21 protein-coding genes and 1 pseudogene are annotated in these 17,978 nt (G+C 71.5%); 15 read left to right on the top strand and 7 right to left on the bottom strand.

Annotated elements, in window-relative coordinates:
* The first annotated feature begins 116 nt into the window (after positions 1 to 116).
* Together RLT59_RS14155 and RLT59_RS14150 are read left to right on the top strand one after the other, a co-directional pair.
* A complete protein-coding gene (locus tag RLT59_RS14155; RefSeq protein ID WP_311303745.1) occupies positions 117 to 968 on the top strand; it encodes a helix-turn-helix domain-containing protein in 852 nt (283 codons plus the stop codon).
* The gene (locus RLT59_RS14150; protein WP_311303744.1) at positions 965 to 1,171 is read left to right on the top strand and encodes a DUF397 domain-containing protein; all 207 of its coding nucleotides are present in this window, start codon (positions 965 to 967) and stop codon (positions 1,169 to 1,171) included. The genes RLT59_RS14155 and RLT59_RS14150 overlap by 4 nt, the downstream gene beginning before the upstream one ends.
* A 389-nt stretch (positions 1,172 to 1,560) precedes the next feature.
* Here RLT59_RS14150 and RLT59_RS14145 read toward each other — a convergent pair whose 3' ends face one another.
* From RLT59_RS14145 to RLT59_RS14135, 3 genes are all read right to left on the bottom strand, one after another.
* On the bottom strand, positions 1,561 to 1,950 hold the full coding sequence (locus tag RLT59_RS14145; RefSeq protein ID WP_311303743.1) for a hypothetical protein: 390 nt from the start codon (positions 1,948 to 1,950) through the stop codon (positions 1,561 to 1,563).
* Positions 1,951 to 2,351: 401 nt separating this feature from the next.
* Positions 2,352 to 2,624 carry a hypothetical protein gene (locus RLT59_RS14140; RefSeq protein WP_311303742.1) on the bottom strand — a complete coding sequence of 91 codons (273 nt, stop codon included), beginning with the start codon at positions 2,622 to 2,624 and terminating at the stop codon, positions 2,352 to 2,354.
* Between the two features lie 59 nt (positions 2,625 to 2,683).
* Entirely contained in the window at positions 2,684 to 3,274 is a 591-nt protein-coding gene (locus RLT59_RS14135; protein ID WP_311303741.1) for a TetR/AcrR family transcriptional regulator, read from the bottom strand.
* A gap of 125 nt (positions 3,275 to 3,399) precedes the next feature.
* On the opposite strand from RLT59_RS14135, the gene RLT59_RS14130 reads away from it, so the two are divergent.
* Complete coding sequence (locus RLT59_RS14130; protein ID WP_311303740.1) at positions 3,400 to 4,131, top strand: SDR family oxidoreductase; 732 nt, start codon at positions 3,400 to 3,402, stop codon at positions 4,129 to 4,131.
* Positions 4,132 to 4,164: 33 nt separating this feature from the next.
* On the opposite strand, the gene RLT59_RS14125 is transcribed toward RLT59_RS14130, so the two are convergent.
* Both RLT59_RS14125 and RLT59_RS14120 read right to left on the bottom strand, forming a co-directional pair.
* On the bottom strand, positions 4,165 to 5,619 hold the full coding sequence (locus tag RLT59_RS14125; protein WP_311303739.1) for an ATP-binding protein: 1,455 nt from the start codon (positions 5,617 to 5,619) through the stop codon (positions 4,165 to 4,167).
* Positions 5,620 to 5,741: 122 nt separating this feature from the next.
* A pseudogene (locus tag RLT59_RS14120) lies at positions 5,742 to 6,344 on the bottom strand (glutamate synthase-related protein); the annotation flags it as partial.
* A 111-nt stretch (positions 6,345 to 6,455) separates the two neighbouring features.
* Between RLT59_RS14120 and glmS the strand changes: the two are divergent.
* From glmS to RLT59_RS14080, 8 genes are all read left to right on the top strand, one after another.
* Complete coding sequence (gene glmS, locus RLT59_RS14115) at positions 6,456 to 8,303, top strand: glutamine--fructose-6-phosphate transaminase (isomerizing) (protein ID WP_311303738.1); 1,848 nt, start codon at positions 6,456 to 6,458, stop codon at positions 8,301 to 8,303.
* A gap of 24 nt (positions 8,304 to 8,327) precedes the next feature.
* Positions 8,328 to 8,696, top strand: coding sequence for a holo-ACP synthase (locus RLT59_RS14110; protein WP_311303737.1), 369 nt, complete (start codon positions 8,328 to 8,330; stop codon positions 8,694 to 8,696).
* A 77-nt stretch (positions 8,697 to 8,773) separates the two neighbouring features.
* Positions 8,774 to 10,249 carry an NAD(P)H-hydrate dehydratase gene (locus tag RLT59_RS14105; protein WP_311303736.1) on the top strand — a complete coding sequence of 492 codons (1,476 nt, stop codon included), beginning with the start codon at positions 8,774 to 8,776 and terminating at the stop codon, positions 10,247 to 10,249.
* A gap of 32 nt (positions 10,250 to 10,281) precedes the next feature.
* Entirely contained in the window at positions 10,282 to 10,542 is a 261-nt protein-coding gene (locus RLT59_RS14100; RefSeq protein WP_311303735.1) for a DUF488 family protein, N3 subclade, read from the top strand.
* Positions 10,543 to 10,628: 86 nt separating this feature from the next.
* Positions 10,629 to 11,819: an alanine racemase gene (gene alr / locus RLT59_RS14095; RefSeq protein WP_311303734.1), complete on the top strand. Its 1,191-nt coding sequence runs from the start codon at positions 10,629 to 10,631 to the stop codon at positions 11,817 to 11,819.
* A 142-nt stretch (positions 11,820 to 11,961) separates the two neighbouring features.
* Positions 11,962 to 13,209 (top strand): alpha/beta fold hydrolase, encoded by a 1,248-nt coding sequence (locus tag RLT59_RS14090; protein WP_311303733.1) that lies wholly within the window; start codon positions 11,962 to 11,964, stop codon positions 13,207 to 13,209.
* Positions 13,175 to 13,738 (top strand): tRNA (adenosine(37)-N6)-threonylcarbamoyltransferase complex ATPase subunit type 1 TsaE, encoded by a 564-nt coding sequence (tsaE, locus tag RLT59_RS14085; RefSeq protein WP_311303732.1) that lies wholly within the window; start codon positions 13,175 to 13,177, stop codon positions 13,736 to 13,738. Before RLT59_RS14090 ends, tsaE begins: the two co-directional genes overlap by 35 nt.
* Positions 13,739 to 13,867: 129 nt before the next feature.
* Complete coding sequence (locus RLT59_RS14080; protein WP_311303731.1) at positions 13,868 to 14,029, top strand: hypothetical protein; 162 nt, start codon at positions 13,868 to 13,870, stop codon at positions 14,027 to 14,029.
* A 6-nt stretch (positions 14,030 to 14,035) separates the two neighbouring features.
* Here RLT59_RS14080 and RLT59_RS14075 read toward each other — a convergent pair whose 3' ends face one another.
* Entirely contained in the window at positions 14,036 to 14,569 is a 534-nt protein-coding gene (locus RLT59_RS14075) for a hypothetical protein (protein WP_311307723.1), read from the bottom strand.
* A gap of 185 nt (positions 14,570 to 14,754) precedes the next feature.
* Between RLT59_RS14075 and tsaB the strand changes: the two genes are divergently transcribed.
* Genes tsaB through RLT59_RS14055 form a run of 4 tightly spaced genes read left to right on the top strand, consistent with a single transcriptional unit; the run spans position 14,755 to position 17,307 of the window.
* Complete coding sequence (gene tsaB, locus RLT59_RS14070) at positions 14,755 to 15,402, top strand: tRNA (adenosine(37)-N6)-threonylcarbamoyltransferase complex dimerization subunit type 1 TsaB (RefSeq protein WP_311307722.1); 648 nt, start codon at positions 14,755 to 14,757, stop codon at positions 15,400 to 15,402.
* Positions 15,399 to 15,890 carry a ribosomal protein S18-alanine N-acetyltransferase gene (gene rimI, locus RLT59_RS14065; protein WP_311303730.1) on the top strand — a complete coding sequence of 164 codons (492 nt, stop codon included), beginning with the start codon at positions 15,399 to 15,401 and terminating at the stop codon, positions 15,888 to 15,890. Before tsaB ends, rimI begins: the two co-directional genes overlap by 4 nt.
* The gene (gene tsaD / locus RLT59_RS14060; RefSeq protein WP_311303729.1) at positions 15,890 to 17,014 is read left to right on the top strand and encodes a tRNA (adenosine(37)-N6)-threonylcarbamoyltransferase complex transferase subunit TsaD; all 1,125 of its coding nucleotides are present in this window, start codon (positions 15,890 to 15,892) and stop codon (positions 17,012 to 17,014) included. Before rimI ends, tsaD begins: the two co-directional genes overlap by 1 nt.
* Positions 17,011 to 17,307 (top strand): hypothetical protein, encoded by a 297-nt coding sequence (locus tag RLT59_RS14055; protein ID WP_311303728.1) that lies wholly within the window; start codon positions 17,011 to 17,013, stop codon positions 17,305 to 17,307. The genes tsaD and RLT59_RS14055 overlap by 4 nt, the downstream gene beginning before the upstream one ends.
* Here RLT59_RS14055 and RLT59_RS14050 read toward each other — a convergent pair.
* A complete protein-coding gene (locus RLT59_RS14050) occupies positions 17,234 to 17,959 on the bottom strand; it encodes a TetR/AcrR family transcriptional regulator (protein ID WP_311303727.1) in 726 nt (241 codons plus the stop codon). The genes RLT59_RS14055 and RLT59_RS14050 overlap by 74 nt on opposite strands.
* Positions 17,960 to 17,978 lie beyond the last annotated feature (19 nt).

Here is a 17,978-nt window from a genome sequence, read left to right as displayed (position 1 = left end):
GTGACTACTCTGAAAAGCAGTGACGCGTATACGGACGGTGACTGTCCAGCGGTCGTACGGGCCTGTCCATGCCGTACAGCGCCGGAGCGCCGCGAACGGGTGGAGGCGGATGGTGCATGACTGGCAACGACATGGTGGACGGGCCGGATTGGGTGGTCGATCCCGAGGACGAGTCGAGTGCCGTGATGGCCATGGTCGGCAGGCAGATCCGGCTCTGGCGTGAGGCGGCGGGCTTACGCGCGGCGGAACTGGGCGAGGCGATCGGGTACGGCGAGAACCTGGTCTACAAGGTGGAGGCCGGTACCCGGATCGCCAAACCGGAGTTCCTGGACCGGACGGACGACGGCCTGGGTGCGAAGGGCAAGATCGCCGCGATGAAGAAGGATGTCGCGGAGGCGCGGTATCCGAAGAAGGTTCGCGATCTCGCCAAGTTGGAGGCCGATGCGGTCGAGTTGGGCTCGTATGCGGCCGATGTGATCGACGGGCTGCTTCAGACGGAGGCGTATGCCCGCGCCCTGTACAGGGAGCGGCGACCGGCGTTCACCGAGGAACAGGTCGACGGTCTGGTGGCCGCGCGGATGGCCCGGCAGGCGATCTTCGAGCGTCGGCCCGCCCCGCTGCTGACTTTCGTACAGGAAGAAGCCACGCTCAGGCGCCCCACGGGCGGCAGAATGGTGTTGCGTCAGCAGCTCGAACACCTGCTAGAACTTAGCCTGTTGAGGCACGTTGAGATCCAGGTGATGCCGACCGAGACCGAGGAACACGCGGGCTTGGGCGGTTCACACGAAGTGGTTGAGTTGAGTGACGGCACGGCTGTGGGGCACAACGAAGTCCAGCTCACCAGTCGGCTCATCAGCGATCCCAAGAAAGTCCAGATCCTTGAGATGTGGTACGGCCTGACCCGGGCCCAGGCGCTCACGCCTCGGCTCTCGCGAACGTTCATCGAAAAACTGCTGGGAGCGACATGAGTGCGAAGCCCTCGGCCGGAAGCCCTTCCGACCTGACCTGGTTCAAGAGCAGCTACAGCACGAATGATGGCCCGCAGTGCGTCGAGGTCGCCGCCGCCTCCACCACCGTCCACGTCCGCGACTCGAAGAACATCCCCGGCCCCGAACTCGGCTTCGCCCCGGACGCCTGGGCCGAGTTCGTCTCGTACGCGTCGATCGACTGAGCGTCGGCACACCGCCACCGCCGTCCCCCGAGGGCCTGCCCGCGCATACGCGTGTGTGGCAGGCCCTCGGGGCGTGAGGGGGGGGTGGGACCGTGCCTCCGGTCAGAACCGGCCGAGGGGTCTGTCAAACGAGCGATGTCAGGTCCGTAGCGGCCCTGGCTCGATCGAGGGCGGCTTCGAGTCCGGTCGGTGTAGTTGGCGAGACGGATTGCCTGATTGCCGAAGCGGGCCCGTGCCCGGACAGCGACGACGTATCCGGCTGCAACATGGAGAAATCGTGACCGACGACCACGCTCACCTGCTCGTCGCCATCGTCGAGCTCTGCGGCGAGGTGGGAGTTACCCGTAGCGGGCGCTTCAGGGGCGCGGTCATCCCAGAAGGCTGCGCGGTCAGCGACGACCGCCGCCGATGCGGCGGTCGTCGGCCAGTCCGGTCAGCGGGCCGAACTCGCAGGCAAGCTGGTTCCACGTCAGAACCTCGCCACAGCGGGCCGGGAAATCCTTCGGGTCGAACTCGGGCATGGTCCAGGTGCCGGTGTCCCGGTCCCGCAGCCACAGGTCCCCGTCACCGTCGACCACGGTCGGCGGGACCGGTACGGGCTCGGCCTGATCGGTGGGCTCCCAGGTGACCCGGCCCGGGTGGGAAACGCGGCGCAGCTCGGCGGTGGCCAGCCGCGCGGCCAAGTCATGGGTGGACTCTTCGGCGTCCTTGACCGACGCGAGTCGGAATGCGTCGTCAAGTACGGGCAGGGCTGGATTCTTGCTGCGCTTTGAACTCATACGCTGACTACCTCCGGTAGGGGGCGTGACATCCGTTATGGCACCCCGTAGAGGATCACGGTATCCGAGGCGGGAGCCGGGTCGGCTATGACCACTGTCCAGGTGGAGGCGCCGGCACACAGGGCGGTGGGGCTATGCCGTTTCGTTTGGATCATCGGGCTGCCCACAGGAAGATGGCTGCGATGTGGGCCAGGAAAAGCTCGATCAGTTGGCTCTTCTCAGTAATGGGTACGCCGGCGTCCGGAATTTCACTCTCCACCCCCCACTCGGTATTGAAACGTGATGGTGCGCCCAGGCGGGATGACGCTGGTGCTCAGCCATTTCACGAAGTCTGCCGCCTGTTGTGCCGTGCAGTTTTGGGCCGCAACGCCCTCCGGGGAAATCTTGGCCATGCCTTCGAGTTATTTTCCCTCAAGAGTGAATTCGAAGAACATGAAAGATTCGCCGGGCGAGTTCCCGTCTCGGGGATCTTCTACGCGCATGAATACTTCGGGATCGGTCTCAAGTAGGCGCTGCTTGAGGTGGGTGAATGTCAATCCCCATGTTTTGCCTGGTGAAGGAGTGAAGATGAACAGCGTCTCCAGATCTTCCAGATCGAAGTTTTTCACTGCGGAATCCCATTTCGGTGTGCTCGCCGGAGCCGTTCCCCTGCGCGCACGCGCCACACCGCGCATTGACGGCAATCCTCCCAACGCTGCCTGGATCCGGTAGTTCCGTGTCCGGGCCTCTGCCGTCAGTTTCCTGGGAGTCGCGACGGCGCGGCCTTCAGCCCGTCCAGGGTGAGATCGAGGAGCCGTTCGGCCTGCTCTCGCTGCTCGGGCTTGGCCGAGGTGAGGGCGATACCGGCGAGGGCGGCGAACAAGTCGGTCGGGCTGATGTCGGACCGGATCGTTCCGGCGGCGGCATTGGCGTGCATGAGGGCGGAGAGGGCGGCCTGAATCATCTTGTGACTGTCGGCGTAGGGATTCGTTCCGGCGCTGACGACGGCTCGCAGCGCGTCCGCCATGCCGAGTTTGGCGGTGGCGTAGTCGATGAAGCGGCGGGTCCAGGCTCGCAGGGCCTCGGGCGGCGGCATCTCCGCAAGGAGGCCGGGGACGGCGTCGCACAGCCGGGCCACCTCGTTGCGGTACGCCGCCTCGATCAGGGCTTCCCTGGTCGGGAAGTTGCGGTAGAGGGTGCCGGTTCCCACGCCCGCTTCTCTGGCGATGCGCTCGAAGTGCGCATCCAGTCCCTCCTCGGTGAACACGCGCACCGCGGCGGCCAGGATCTTGTCCCGGTTCCGCTGGGCGTCGGCGCGCAGCGGGCGTCCTGCATCCCGGGTCATCAGTGGCTCTCCCTTGTCTCCATTTGCTAAGTGGAGGAGCCGCCACTTAGTGTGGACGAAGTGGCGGCTCCTCCACTTTCACTTTAGGGCATGGCCGCCCCCCTCCACCGAAAGGTCTGCCCACCATGTCGGGAATCGAAGGAAAAGTCGTGGCGATCACGGGTGCCAGCAGCGGCATCGGTGAGGCGACCGCCCTCCTGCTCGCCGAGCGCGGCGCGAAGATCGTCCTCGGGGCACGCCGTCCGGAGCGTCTTGAGGCCCTGGCCGCCCGCATCGAAAAGGCCGGCGGTGAAGCCGCCTGGGCCCGCACGGACGTGACGCGCCGTGAGGACCTTTCCGGCCTGGTCGACCTGGCACGCGATCGGTACGGCAAGCTCGACGTCCTCGTCAGCAATGCCGGGGTCGGTCTGATCTCCCGTCTGGACGACGTGCGCGTCGAGGACTGGGAGGAGATGATCGACGTCAACCTCAAAGGGGTCCTGTACGGGATCGCCGCAGCCCTCCCCGTCTTCCGGGAGCAGGGCTTCGGCCACTTCGTCAACACCGTGTCCACCGCCGGACTGCGCATCGTGCCGCTCCAATCGGTGTACGCCGGCACGAAGAACGCCGTGCGCACCATCTCCGAGGGCCTGCGCCAGGAGGCCGGCGACAGCCTGCGCGTGACCGTCGTCTCGCCCGGCGCCGTCCGTACGGACTTCGCGGAGCGCATGGATCCGGCGGTGAAGGACCAGATCGACAAGATGATGGAGGTGGCCCTCTCGCCGGACGCGGTGGCCCGCGCCATCGCCTTCGCGATCGAACAGCCGGACGGTGTCGATGTGGGCGACATCGTCGTCCGCCCCACGGCCCAGGGGTAGGGCGGCGCGGCCACACGGGAGCAACGCCCGGCGTCACCGCCAGGCGGCGATCAAGGCCTCCGGCCCCCAGTGCGCGGCGAGCCCCTCGGCCGCCGCTCGCGTCGGGGGCCGGCGGCTTACCGCGACCAGGGCCGCGTCCTGCGCGCCCGGGATCTGCTGCGCGGATGCGGCGAGTTCGGCCAGGTCCCGGGCCCCGAACGGGGTCTCGTCGCGCCACTTCACCGAGCCCACGAAGGCGACGCGGCGGGCCACCGGCTGTGCGTCGGCGCCGACGAGGTCGACCTCCGGGTTGTTCTGACGGTTCCACCAGCCGCCGACCTCCGTCGCCTCGGGGAAGAGGCCGTCCGGCACCCGGCGGGCGAGCGATTCCCTGATCACCGGTTCCACCGCGCGTCCCCGCCAGGACGGCCAGGACCGCTGGATGCGTGCCGCCGAGACGTCGCCCCTGCCCCTTTCCGCCTGGGCCACGGCGTCCTCCAAGTGGGCCAGCCAGAAGCGCAGATACGTGTCCGCGATGCGGTAGCGCTTGAGCTTGGGGGCCGCCTGGGTGGACAGCGGAAGGTCTGCGGCGACGATCCGCTTCGCCTCGGTGAGTTCGGTCAGTATCGGGGCGAGCGTACCGTGTGCCAGAGCGCGTCCGTCGGCGCCGCCGGTGCTCGCGGCGATGCCGGAGAAGGTGCGTTCGCCGGAGCCGATCGCCCGGAGCACCCTGCCTGCCTGGAGCCGGGCGGGGAACTCCGCCGCGAGGGAGCGCTCACCCGTCGTGAGCAGTACCGACGACGGGTCCTCCACCTGGCGGTTCAGGTAGGAGGCGACGGGTTCCCCGGCCCGCCAGCCGGTGACCACCTCGGGGAAGCCTCCGGTGACGAGATAGGCGTCGAGCGCGGCTGCCGCGTCCAGGCCGGTGGAATCCTGCACGTCCGCCGGGCTGAGCGGACCCACGGTGTACTGCCCCGCCCGGCCGTAGAACGGATGGTCGTACGACGTCAGCCGGTCCATCATCGCGAGGTCGGAGCCGAGCAGCAGCAGATGCACCGGCTTCGCGGAGAGATGCATGTCCCAGGCCGTCTTGAGCGCTGCGTCGAATCCCGGATCCGCCTCTGACAGCCAGGGGACCTCGTCCAGTACGAGGATCACCGGTTCGTCCGAGGGGAGGGCGGCCGCGACCGCGGCCAGTGTCCGGACCCAGTCCTCCGGGGCGGCGGCATGCTCCAGCGCCGAGCCGTGGTGCCGCATGCCGTGGCCGCCCGCGACCGCGTCGAACAGGGCCCGCCGGGCCATCGGTGCGGGTTGGCTGCGGGTCGCCTGAAAGAAGACGTAAGGCCGCCCGGACCGGGCACAGAACTCCTGCACCAGTCGTGTCTTGCCGATTCGGCGCCGACCCTTGATCGCCAGTGCCTGTCCCGTGCTGCCGCCTGCCCCCGAAGTGACGCGCTCCAGCCACGATCCGAGAATGCGCAGCTCACGGCTGCGTCCGGTGAAGGCCACGGGCTCTCCTGAGGCAGGCGGTAAAGTAGGAACCACTCAAAGTATGAGCGGTTCCTACTTTACCGCTCGGCCGCAGGGACGGCATCGACCTTCAGGAGCCGTTCAGGCCCACTGCCGGTGTCTCAGGCGGCCGGTCCCTGCTCGAAGGCCGGCTTCGATCGGGTGGCGAGCAGCTCGGTGATCTCATCGGCCACGTGCGGGCCAAGCTCGCCCCAGCCGTCCTTGTAGCCGTAGACACCGGACAGGGTGAGGCCGTCGTAGTCGCCGTTCAGGATCTCGATGTCGTTGGCCGTGATGAAGCCCGGGTGGGCGACACCGACGGCCGCCGAGACCTTCATGAGCTCTGTCCGCAGGGTGCGCAGGTAGGCGGCGACCCGGGCGGCCTTCGAGGTCGGGCCGAGGCCGCGGGCCAGCCGTGGGTTCTGGGTGGCGACGCCGGTCGGGCACTTGTCGGTGTGGCACTTCTGAGACTGGACGCAGCCGATCGACAGCATCGCCTCACGCGCCACGTTGATCATGTCGGCGCCCAGGGCGAAGGCGGCCACGGCGTTCTCGGGCAGGCCGAACTTGCCGGAGGCGATGAACGTGAGCTCGTCGGTCAGCCCCAGCTCGGCGAAGGTGCCGTAGGCCCGGGAGAAGCCCATCCGGAACGGCAGCGACACCGAGTCGGCGAAGATCAACGGTGCGGCCCCGGTGCCGCCCTCGCCACCGTCGACGGTCACGAAGTGCCGAGCCGTGGCGCCGCATCCCCCTGGCCGACGCCGTCCTCCCTGCTACCCCCCGCACCTTCTGCGACTATGCGAAGAACATGGGCAGGTGGCCAGGAAAGGGCTGATATGTGCGGAATCATCGGATACGTCGGTGGGCAGCCGGCGCAGGACGTCGTCGTCGCGGGCCTCAAGCGACTGGAGTACCGGGGGTACGACTCCGCCGGGATCGCCGTCCTCGCTGATGGCGGGCTGGCCGCCGCGAAGCGGGCCGGGAAGCTGGTCAATCTGGAGAAGCTGCTGGTCGAGCGGCCGCTGCCGGCCGGGAGCGCGGGGATCGGCCACACCCGGTGGGCCACGCACGGCGGTCCCACCGACGTCAACGCCCACCCGCACCTGGACAACGCCGGACGCGTCGCCGTCGTGCACAACGGGATCATCGAGAACTTCGCCGCCCTGCGGTCCGAACTGACCGGGCGCGGCCACGAGCTGGCATCCGAGACCGACACCGAGGTCGTCGCCCACCTCCTCGCGGAGGAGTTCGCGGGCAGCGAGGACCCGGCCGAGGCGATGCGGCAGGTCTGCCGGAGGCTCGAAGGGGCGTTCACGCTCGTCGCCGTGTTCGCGGACGCGCCCGACGTGGTGGTCGGGGCCCGGCGCAACTCTCCGCTCGTGGTGGGGGTGGGGGAGGGCGAGGCGTTCCTGGCCTCCGACGTCGCCGCGTTCATCGCGCACACCCGGTCCGCGATCGAGCTGGGCCAGGACCAGGTGGTGGAGCTGAGCCGGGAGGGCGTCGTCGTCACCGGGTTCGACGGGCGGCCCGCCGAGGTGCTGCCGTACCACGTGGACTGGGACGCGTCCGCCGCCGAGAAGGGCGGCTACCCCTCCTTCATGCTCAAGGAGATCGCCGAGCAGCCGAAGGCCGTCACCGACACCCTCCTCGGCCGGATCGACCCGGAGGGCACCCTGCACCTCGACGAGGTGCGGATCACCCGGGCGGAGCTGCGCGAGGTCGACAAGGTGGTGATCATCGCCTGCGGGACCGCGTTCCACGCCGGAATGATCGCCAAGTACGCCATCGAGCACTGGACCCGGATCCCCTGCGAGACCGAGCTGGCCAGCGAGTTCCGCTACCGGGACCCGATCCTGGACCAGCGCACGCTCGTCATCGCGATCTCGCAGTCCGGCGAGACGATGGACACCCTGATGGCGCTGCGGCACGCCCGTGAGCAGGGCGCGAAGGTCCTCGCCATCTGCAACACCAACGGGTCCACCATCCCGCGCGAGTCCGACGCCGTCCTGTACACGCACGCCGGACCGGAGGTCGCCGTCGCCTCGACCAAGGCGTTCCTCACCCAACTCGTCGCCTGCTACCTCGTCGCGCTGTACCTCGGCCAGGTCCGGGGGACCAAGTGGGGCGACGAGATCCGCACCGTCATCCGTCAGCTCTCCGAGATCTCCGGCGAGGTGCGGCGGGTCCTGGGGACCATGGAGCCGGTGCGCGCGCTGGCGCGTTCGCTGGCGGGCCACGACACGGTGCTCTTCCTCGGCCGTCATGTCGGCTACCCGGTCGCCCTGGAAGGCGCGCTGAAGCTCAAGGAACTGGCGTACATGCACGCGGAGGGGTTCGCAGCCGGGGAGCTGAAGCACGGGCCGATCGCGCTGATCGAGGACGGCGTCCCGGTCGTCGTGGTGGTGCCGTCACCGCGCGGGCGCTCGGTGCTGCACGGCAAGATCGTGTCGAACATCCAGGAGATCCGGGCCCGGGGCGCGCTCACCGTCGTCATCGCGGAGGAGGGCGACGAGGCGGTCGTCCCGTACGCCGACCACCTCATCCGGATTCCCGCAACGCCTACGCTGCTTCAGCCGCTGGTCGCCACCGTTCCGCTCCAGGTCTTCGCCTGCGAGCTGGCGACGGCCCGGGGCAACGAAGTGGACCAGCCGCGCAATCTGGCAAAGTCCGTCACCGTGGAGTGAGTGGAGTGACATGAGGGTGCGCACGTGATCATCGGGGTCGGTATCGACGTGGCGGAGATCGAGCGGTTCGACGAGGCACTGGAGCGCACCCCGAAGTTGGCTCAGCGCCTCTTCCTGGACAGTGAGTTGCTGCTGCCGGACGGTGAGCGGCGCGGGATCGCCTCGCTGGCCGCCCGGTTCGCCGCCAAGGAGGCGCTCGCCAAGGCGCTCGGCGCCCCCGCCGGGCTGCTCTGGACGGACGCAGAGGTGTACGTCGAGGAGAGCGGGCAGCCCCGGCTGCGGGTGAGCGGCACGGTCGCCGCCCGCGCCGCCGAACTGGGCGTACGGCAGTGGCACGTGTCGCTCAGCCATGACGCGGGGGTGGCGTCCGCCGTGGTGATCGCGGAGGGGTGAGCCGGGCGCGTGACGGCGTGGGGCAGGGGCGTGACCTGGCCGGGGCGTGGCGGGCGTTTTCTGCGTACGTTGGAGCCATGCGTACTGCGTACAGCGTCTCGACCGTACGGGCCGCCGAACAGTCCCTCATGGCACGGCTCCCGGAGGGCACGCTGATGCGGCGCGCCGCCGCGGGGCTCGCCGCCGTCTGCACCGACCTGCTGCGGCGCGGCGGCCGGGTGTACGGGTCCCGCGTCGTCCTCCTGGTCGGCAGCGGCGACAACGGCGGCGACGCGCTGTACGCGGGCGCCCGGCTCGCCCGGCGCGGGGCAGGTGTGCTCGCCGTGCGGGTCTCGCCGGGCCGGGCCCACGAGGGCGGGAGCGAGGCGCTGCGCGCGGCGGGCGGCCGGGTGGTGGACGGGCTCGACGTCCCCGCGATGAGCAGGCACCGGGACTGGGCGGGCCGCGTCGACCTCGTCGTCGACGCCGTCACCGGCATCGGCGGGCGCGGCGGACTGCGGCCCGGCGCCGCCGCGCTCGTGGCCCGGTACACGGCGCACGACGCGCCCGTCGTCGCCGTCGACCTGCCCAGCGGCGTCGAGGCGGACACCGGTGAGGTGCTCGGGGACGCGGTCCGCGCCGATGTGACCGTCACCTTCGGGGCGTACAAGCCGGGGCTCCTCATCGACCCGGCCGCGGAACGGGCCGGGGCGCTGCACCTCGTCGACATCGGGCTCGGCGCCGAACTGCCCGCCGTACCGGAGCTGGAGGCGCTCCAGTACGCGGACGTGGCGGCGCTGCTGCCCGTACCGGGCGCCGAGAGCGACAAGTACCGGCGCGGTGTCGTCGGCATCGCCGCCGGCTCCGCGCGCTACCCCGGCGCGGCGGTGCTGGCCGTCTCCGGGGCGCTGCGCGGCGGCGCCGGGGCGGTGCGCTACGTCGGCCCCGGCGCGGACGCCGTCATCGCCCGGCATCCCGAGACCCTGGTGCACGCGGGCCCGCCGTCCAAGGCGGGGCGGGTGCAGGCCTGGGTCGTCGGTCCCGGGCTCGGCGACGGGACGGACGCGGAGGAGGCCGTCTCCGACGTGCTGGCCGCAGACGTGCCGGTGCTGGTCGACGCTGACGGGCTGCGGCTGCTGGACGCCGACGTGGTCCGGGCGCGCACCGCGCCGACCGTCCTCACCCCGCACGCCGGGGAGGCCGCGGCCCTGCTCGGCGTTCCGCGCGAGGAGGTCGAGGCGGGGCGGCTCGACGCCGTACGCGAACTCGCCTCCCGGTTCCGCGCCACGGTCCTGCTCAAGGGCTCGACGACGCTGATCGCCGCCGACGAGCCGGGCGCACCCGTGCGGGTCAACCCGACCGGCACCTCCTGGCTCGCCACGGCGGGCAGCGGCGACGTGCTCTCCGGGCTGACCGGCTCGCTGCTCGCCGCCGGTCTCGCCCCCCGCGACGCCGCGTCCGTCGGCGCCCACCTCCACGGCCTCGCGGCCCGGCACGCCTCCGACGGCTCCCCGGTCGCCGCCCAGGACGTCGCGGAGGCGATCCGGTCGGCCTGGCGGGACGTACGGGCCTGAGCGATCCTGGAAGCGGCGAGAGGGGCTCGGTCGTGAGCGACAGCAGCGGTGACGTGCGCGTACGCCGGGTGTACGACCTGCGGGAGGACGGCGACGGCACCCGCTACGACGACTTCGTCGACCGCTACCGCGCCGAACTGGCCGATCCCGTGCACACGGCCGCCGTCGGTGAACTCGTCGCGCTGGTCCGCGACGGCGGCCCGGTGACGCTGGTGACAGCGGTCAAGGACGTCCCGCACAGCCACGTACCGGTCCTCGTCGACCACCTGGAACACGAGCTGCGCCACCGCTGAACCGGACCCCGGCGCGCCCTGCCGCGAGCGGCGCCCGAAGGCCGCACCGTACGGCTCCGGGACACGGCTCTGAGACACTGGGCGCGATGAACGAGACAGCGTCCCTGAGAGCCCGTGCCGAGATCGACCTCGACGCACTCCGCGCCAACGTGCGCGTTCTGCGCGCACGGGCGTCCGGCGCGCAGCTCATGGCCGTCGTCAAATCCGACGCGTACGGACACGGCGCGGTGCCCTGCGCCCGTGCCGCGCTCGAAGCCGGTGCGGCCTGGCTGGGCACCGCCACCCCGCAGGAGGCACTGGCGCTGCGCGCGGCCGGGCTGGGCGGCCGGGTGATGTGCTGGCTGTGGACGCCGGGCGGGCCCTGGCGCGAGGCGATCGAGGCCGATGTCGATGTCTCGGTCAGCGGCATGTGGGCGCTGCGCGAGGTCACCGCGGCGGCGACGGAGGCCGGCCGCCCCGCCCGTATCCAGCTCAAGGCCGACACCGGCCTCGGCCGCAACGGCTGCCAGCCCGCCGACTGGCCCGAGCTGGTCGCCGCCGCCCGCGCCGCGGAGCAGGCCGGGACCGTCCGGATCACCGGCCTCTGGTCCCACTTCGCCTGCGCGGACGAGCCCGGACACCCCTCCATCGCCGCCCAGCTGACCGTGTTCCGCGACATGGTGGCGTACGCGGAGAAGGCCGGTGCCGAGCCCGAGGTCCGGCACATCGCCAATTCCCCGGCGACGCTGACCGTCCCCGAGTCGCACTTCGACCTGGTGCGGACGGGCATCGCGATGTACGGCATCTCGCCCAGCCCGGAGCTGGGCACCCCGGCCGATTTCGGACTGCGTCCGGTGATGACGCTCGCCGCCTCCGTCGCCCTGGTCAAGCAGGTGCCCGCCGGGCACGGCATCAGCTACGGGCACCACTACACGACGAGCGGCGAGACCACGCTCGGCCTGGTCCCGGTGGGGTACGCGGACGGCATCCCGCGCCACGCCTCAGGCCGGGGCCCGGTCCTGGTCGGCGGGGTCCGGCGGACGGTCGCGGGCCGGGTGGCGATGGACCAGTTCGTCGTCGACCTGGACGGCGACGTGGTCCCGGAGGGCAGCGACGCGGTGCTGTTCGGCCCCGGAGACCGGGGCGAGCCGAGCGCGGAGGACTGGGCGCGGGCGGCGGACACGATCGCGTACGAGATCGTCACCCGGATCGGCGGCCGGGTGCCACGCGTCTACCGGGACGGGACGGCGGACGGGACGGGGAACGGCACCTCGGACAGAAAGTCGGCCGGGTCCTGACCGAGGAAGCGTTCCTGACCAGGCACGATCGGTTTCGGTCTGATCAGATCGGAGCAGATTGGACCGGGACCGATCCGGTCGGAGCTGATGTGATCGGATCGGCCCTGGCCCGACGGACACGACCCACGAGGAGCGCGGCACGGTGAGCGAGATCAGCGCGGGGGACGCGATGGCGACGGCCGCCTCGACGGTCGGCTGGCGCCGGGCGGGGGTCGCCGGGGCCGCCATAGGCGTGATCGCGGCGGGCGCGGCGGCCGGTGTCGCGGTCGAGCGGCTGACGGTCGGCCGGGGGATGCGGAAGCGGGCCAGGCTGGCGCTGGACGCCACCGGCCCGTACGGCTCGCTGCGCGGGATGCCGGGCCGGGCCACCGCCGACGACGGCACCGAGCTGTACTACGAGATCGACGAGGTCGACCCCGGCACCGGCACCGGCGGTACGCCCCCCGGCAACGCCGCCGGTCCGCGCAGGCGCCGGCTCTTCGGACGCAAGGCCCCCGCCCCCGTCACGGTCGTCTTCAGCCACGGCTACTGCCTCAGCCAGGACTCCTGGCACTTCCAGCGCGCGGCCCTGCGCGGACTGGTGCGCACCGTCCACTGGGACCAGCGCAGCCACGGCCGCTCGGAGCGCGGCCGGGCGCAGGCGCAGGGTGTCCACGTCGGCATCGACCAGCTCGGCCGCGATCTCAAGGCCGTGATCGACGCGGCCGCCCCCGAAGGACCGTTGGTGCTGGTCGGGCACTCCATGGGCGGCATGACGATGATGGCGCTCGCCGACCAGTACCCGGCCCTGATGCGCGACCGGGTCGCCGCCGTCGCCTTCGTCGGTACGTCGAGCGGGAAGCTCGGTGAGGTCAACTTCGGGCTGCCGGTGGCGGGCGTGAACGCGGTACGCCGGGTGCTGCCCGGGGTGCTGAGGGCGCTCGGCTCGCAGGCGGAGCTGGTGGAGCGAGGCAGGCGGGCGACCGCCGACCTGTTCGCGGGGCTCATCAAGCGGTACGCGTTCGGTTCGCGGGACGTGGACCCGGCGGTCGAACGGTTCGCGGAACGCCTCATCGAGTCCACACCGATCGATGTGGTCGCGGAGTTCTACCCGGCCTTCACCGAGCACGACAAGAGCGCCGCGCTGCCCCTCTTCCTCGACGTCCCGGTGCTGATCCTGGCGGGGGACAAGGACCTGGTGACGCCCAGCTCGCACAGCGAGGCGATCGCGGACCGGCTGCCCGACGCCGAACTCGTCATCGTCCCGGACGCCGGGCACCTGGTGATGCTGGAGCACCCGGAGACGGTGACCGACCGGCTCGCGGACCTGCTGGTGCGCGCGGGAGCCGTACCGGAATCCTCTAACGTTGGCGGGCATGGAAGCACCGCACAACAGCCCGGCGGCCGCTGAGACCGCCGCGAACGCGCCCACCGCCGTCAGCGTCAGGCTGACCGTCGAGTCCCCCGAACAGATGCAGGCCCTCGGCCGCCGGATCTCCGGTGTGCTGCGCCCCGGCGACCTCGTGATGCTCACCGGAGAGCTGGGGGCCGGGAAGACCACCCTGACCCGCGGCCTCGGTGAGGGGCTGGGGGTGCGCGGCGCCGTCACGTCCCCCACGTTCGTGATCGCCCGCGTCCACCCGCCGCTCGGGGACGGCCCGGCGCTGGTCCACGTCGACGCCTACCGGCTGGGCGGCGGGCTCGACGAGATGGAGGACCTGGACCTCGATGTGTCGCTGCCGGAATCGGTGGTGGTCGTCGAGTGGGGCGACGGCAAGGTCGAGGAGCTGGCGGACGACCGGCTCCAGGTGCTGATCGACCGGGCGGTCGGTGACACGGACGACGAGCGGCGCGTGGTGACGCTGGTGGGCGTGGGTGCGCGCTGGGCCGGACTGGCCCATGAGTCCTGGCAGCCGTGGTTGGCGGACGGGGCCGCCTGAGCGGCGCCCGGTTTCCGACGCGGTGTCGGCAAATTGTTGCGCGGGGCGGGGCGGGCGTGGTGACATGGAGGGCGAGAGCAGGTTAGGTCTGCCTAACCGTGCCTTCCACCGGAGCCCCAGGAGGCGTCCATGCCGACATCCGAGAGTGACCTGAGGCCGCCGCGCGCGGTAACGATGACCGAGCTGCTGGCGGCGGGTGCGGCGGCGAGCGCCGTGTCGACGCCGCCGGACGAGGCGCCCGCGCCGCGTGAGGGCGAGGACGAGGGCGTTCCGGGACCGTCCGCCCGCTGATCCGGGCTACGGGACCACGACGACCTTCGCGCCGACCGTGGCGAACGTCCACACCGCGTTGCCGTCCGCACGGGACATCCGTACGCCGCCCGCCTTCAGCGTCGGGTCCGGGCTCTCCATCGAGCCGTCCTGCGCGGCGCTGAAGCCGATGGCCACGTCGTTGGTCGTCGCGAACCGCACCACGTGTTCGATCGGCACCCCGTCGGAGCCGGTGACGCTGCCGGAGCGCGAGGTGACCTGGTACGTCCCCGGAAGCGCGCTGACCGCGCTCGGCATGACCTTGAAGGTCCGGGTCGCCTTGCCCTTCGCGTCCACCAGCCACACCCGCCGGTCACCCAGCGCGTACACGACCCGCCTCCCCGTGCCGGAGGAGCCCGGGACGGCGAGCGGGTCCTTCGTGGGCTTCGGCTTCGCGTGCCCGGTGGCCGGCGAGCTGCTGGACGTTTTCGGCTTCGGGGCGACGCTGGCGGGGGCGTTCGCCGACGCCTGGTAGGCCAGGAAGCTCACTGCGGCCACGGCCGCAGCGGTGAGCGCGACCACGATTCCCGAGCTGCCCCTAGACACCGTGCGCGCCTCTTTCACCGTTGGTTGTCGTACAAGCGTTTACACGTACTCCGCGTACACCCGGTGACGGTAGCAGCCGTGACCCCGGGTGCCGGGACGCCGTACGGGGCGCGGCCGCCCCCGCGCGGGAGCCGTAGGCTGTTTGCGTGCTCTTGCTCGCTATGGATACCGCCACCCCTGCCGTCACCGTCGCCCTGTACGACGGGACCCGTGTCGTCGCCGAGTCCGGTCAGGTCGACGCCCGGCGGCACGGGGAGCTGCTGCTGCCCGCCGTCGACCGGGTCCTCGCCGCCGCCGGGGTGAAACTCGACGCCGTGACGGACGTGGTCGTGGGCGTCGGCCCAGGCCCGTACACCGGACTGCGGGTCGGCCTCGTGACGGCCGCGACGTTCGGGTCCGTGCTGTCCGTGCCCGTGCACGGGCTGTGCACCCTGGACGGCCTCGCCTACGCCGCCGGGCAGGACGGCGTCGAGGGACCGTTCGCCGTCGCGACGGACGCCCGCCGCAAGGAGGTCTACTGGGCCCGGTACGAGGACCCCCGTACCCGGACCGGCGAACCCGCCGTCGACCGGCCCGCGGAGATCGCGGAGCGGCTCGCCGGGCTCCCCGTCGTCGGGGCGGGCGCGGTGCTCTACCCCGAGGCGTTCCCGGACGCGCGCGGTCCCGAGCACGTCGCGGCCGGTGCGCTGGCCGCCCTCGCCGCCGAGCGCCTCGCCTCGGGCGCCGGGATGCTGCCGCCGACGCCGCTCTACCTCCGCAGGCCCGACGCGCAGGTCCCGAAGAACTACAAGGTGGTCACGCCGAAGTGAGCACCGCGACCGCCGCCCTGCGCGAGATGCGCTGGTGGGACATCGAGCCCGTGCTCGACCTGGAGCACGAGCTGTTCCCGGAAGACGCCTGGTCACCCGGCATGTTCTGGTCCGAGCTGGCCCACGCCCGGGGCCCGCGGGCGACCCGCCGCTACGTGGTCGCGGAGGACCCGGCCACCGGCCGGATCGTCGGCTACGCGGGGCTGGCGGCGGCCGGCGACCTCGCCGACGTACAGACGATCGCCGTCTCCCGCGACCACTGGGGCGGCGGCCTCGGCTCCGAGCTGCTGACCGACCTGCTGAAGCACGCCACGGCCTTCGAGTGCGCCGAGGTGCTCCTCGAAGTCCGGGTCGACAACACCCGGGCGCAGAAGCTGTACGAACGCTTCGGCTTCGAACCGATCGGCTTCCGGCGCGGTTACTACCAGCCCGGCAACATCGACGCGCTCGTCATGCGCCTCCACGTACAAGAAACAGAGACTGACTGATGGCTGACGAACCGCTCGTACTCGGTATCGAGACCTCCTGCGACGAAACCGGCGTCGGCATCGTCCGGGGGACGACGCTGCTCGCCGACGCCGTCGCCTCCAGTGTCGACACGCACGCCCGCTTCGGCGGCGTCGTCCCGGAGATCGCCTCCCGCGCCCACCTGGAGGCGATGGTCCCGACCATCGAGCGCGCGCTGAAGGAGGCCGGGGTCAGCGGCCGGGACCTCGACGGCATCTCCGTCACCGCCGGTCCGGGGCTGGCCGGCGCGCTGCTCGTCGGCGTCTCGGCGGCGAAGGCGTACGCGTACGCGCTGAACAAGCCGCTGTACGGGGTGAACCACCTGGCCTCGCACATCTGCGTCGACCAGCTGGAACACGGCCCGCTGCCCGAGCCGACGATGGCGCTGCTGGTCAGCGGCGGGCACTCCTCGCTGCTGCTGGCGCCCGACATCACCAACGACGTCCGGCCGCTCGGCGCGACCATCGACGACGCGGCGGGCGAGGCCTTCGACAAGATCGCCCGGGTGCTGCACCTCGGCTTCCCCGGCGGCCCGGTCATCGACCGGCTCGCGAGGGAGGGCGACCCGGAGGCCATCGCGTTCCCGCGCGGCCTGACCGGCTCGCGCGACCCCGCCTACGACTTCTCCTTCTCCGGCCTGAAGACCTCCGTCGCCCGCTGGATCGAGGCGAAGCGCGCGGCGGGCGAGGAGGTGCCGGTACGGGATGTGGCGGCGTCCTTCCAGGAGGCCGTGGTGGACGTGCTCACCCGGAAGGCCGTCCGCGCCTGCAAGGACGAGGGCGTCGACCACCTGATGATCGGCGGCGGGGTCGCGGCCAACTCGCGGCTGCGGGCACTCGCGGAGGAACGCTGCGAGCGCGCCGGCATCCGGCTGCGGGTGCCGAGGCCCGGTCTGTGCACCGACAACGGCGCGATGGTCGCCGCCCTGGGCGCGGAGATGGTGGTCCGCAACCGGGCCCCATCCGACCTGGAGCTGTCGGCCGACTCCTCGCTGCCGGTGACCGAGCCCCACGTACCCGGCGCCGACGGCCACGGTCACGCCCACTCGCACTCGCATGATCATGATCACGTGCACGAGATCAGCAAGGACAACCTCTACTCATGAGCGGTACGACGGTCGCCCTGATGTGGGAGGCCCGCGCCACCGAGGGCCGGGGCGCGGAGCTGCTGGAGTGGGCGCGCGCCCGCGCGGGCGAGCTGGCGCGGCCGCCGCTGCGCAGCGAGCTGCTGCGCGCCCCGCAGGACCGGGTGCTGGTCATCACCTGGTGGGAGGGCGCGTACGGCGACGAGCTGCCGGAGCTGCCCGAGCCGGACGCGGCGGCCATCACCCGGCCGGTGCACCGCTGGCGCTTCGAGTCCCTGGGGCCCCTGGAGCCCCTCGGGCCAGCAGACCGGTGATGATCGCGTCGAGTTCGTCCACCACGTCGTAGTCGGCGGCGTACCCCCGCCAGTCGTCCTTGATCGCGGTGAGCCGGGGCAGCTCCGCCGTGTCCGCCTCGGTGACCATGTCGGGGAAGTACCGCTTGGACGGCGGGTGTTCGGCCCGTCTGGCGGCGGCCCGGCGGAAGACCAGGTCGCCGTAGACGTAGCTCCAGATCGTCCGGTAGGCGCGTACCGCCTGGCCGGGGGAGAGGCCGCAGTCGAGCGCGCAGTCGATGATCTCCTCGACCATCCAGAGCGCGTCGCGGTCGGTCAGCTCGCCCAGCGCCAGGATGTCGAGCACCCAGGGGATCTGTTCCAGGATTCCGTGCATGTGCGCGGCGACGGCGGTCAGCCGCTCGCGCGGGTCCGCGGGCAGCTCCGGACGCGGGAAGGCGGCCGCAGTCCCGGACAGGGTGAGCATCAGCAGCTCGTCCTTGTCCTGGACGTAGTGGTAGAGCGCCATCGGGGTGGAGCCGAGCTCCTTCGCCACCCGCCGCATGCTCAGGGCGTCCAGGCCCTCTTCCTCGATGATGCGGCGCGCCGTGGCGACCATGGCGTCCGGATCGAGCCTGCGCGGACGCCCTACGGACCGCTTGGACCCCGGCGGTTTCTTCTCTGTCCCTGACACCCGATCATTGTCTCCCCTC

Origin of the sequence: Streptomyces sp. ITFR-6 (assembly GCF_031844725.1) — a bacterium.
Classification (GTDB): domain Bacteria; phylum Actinomycetota; class Actinomycetes; order Streptomycetales; family Streptomycetaceae; genus Streptomyces.
This window is presented reverse-complemented; position numbering and strand designations above follow the sequence as displayed.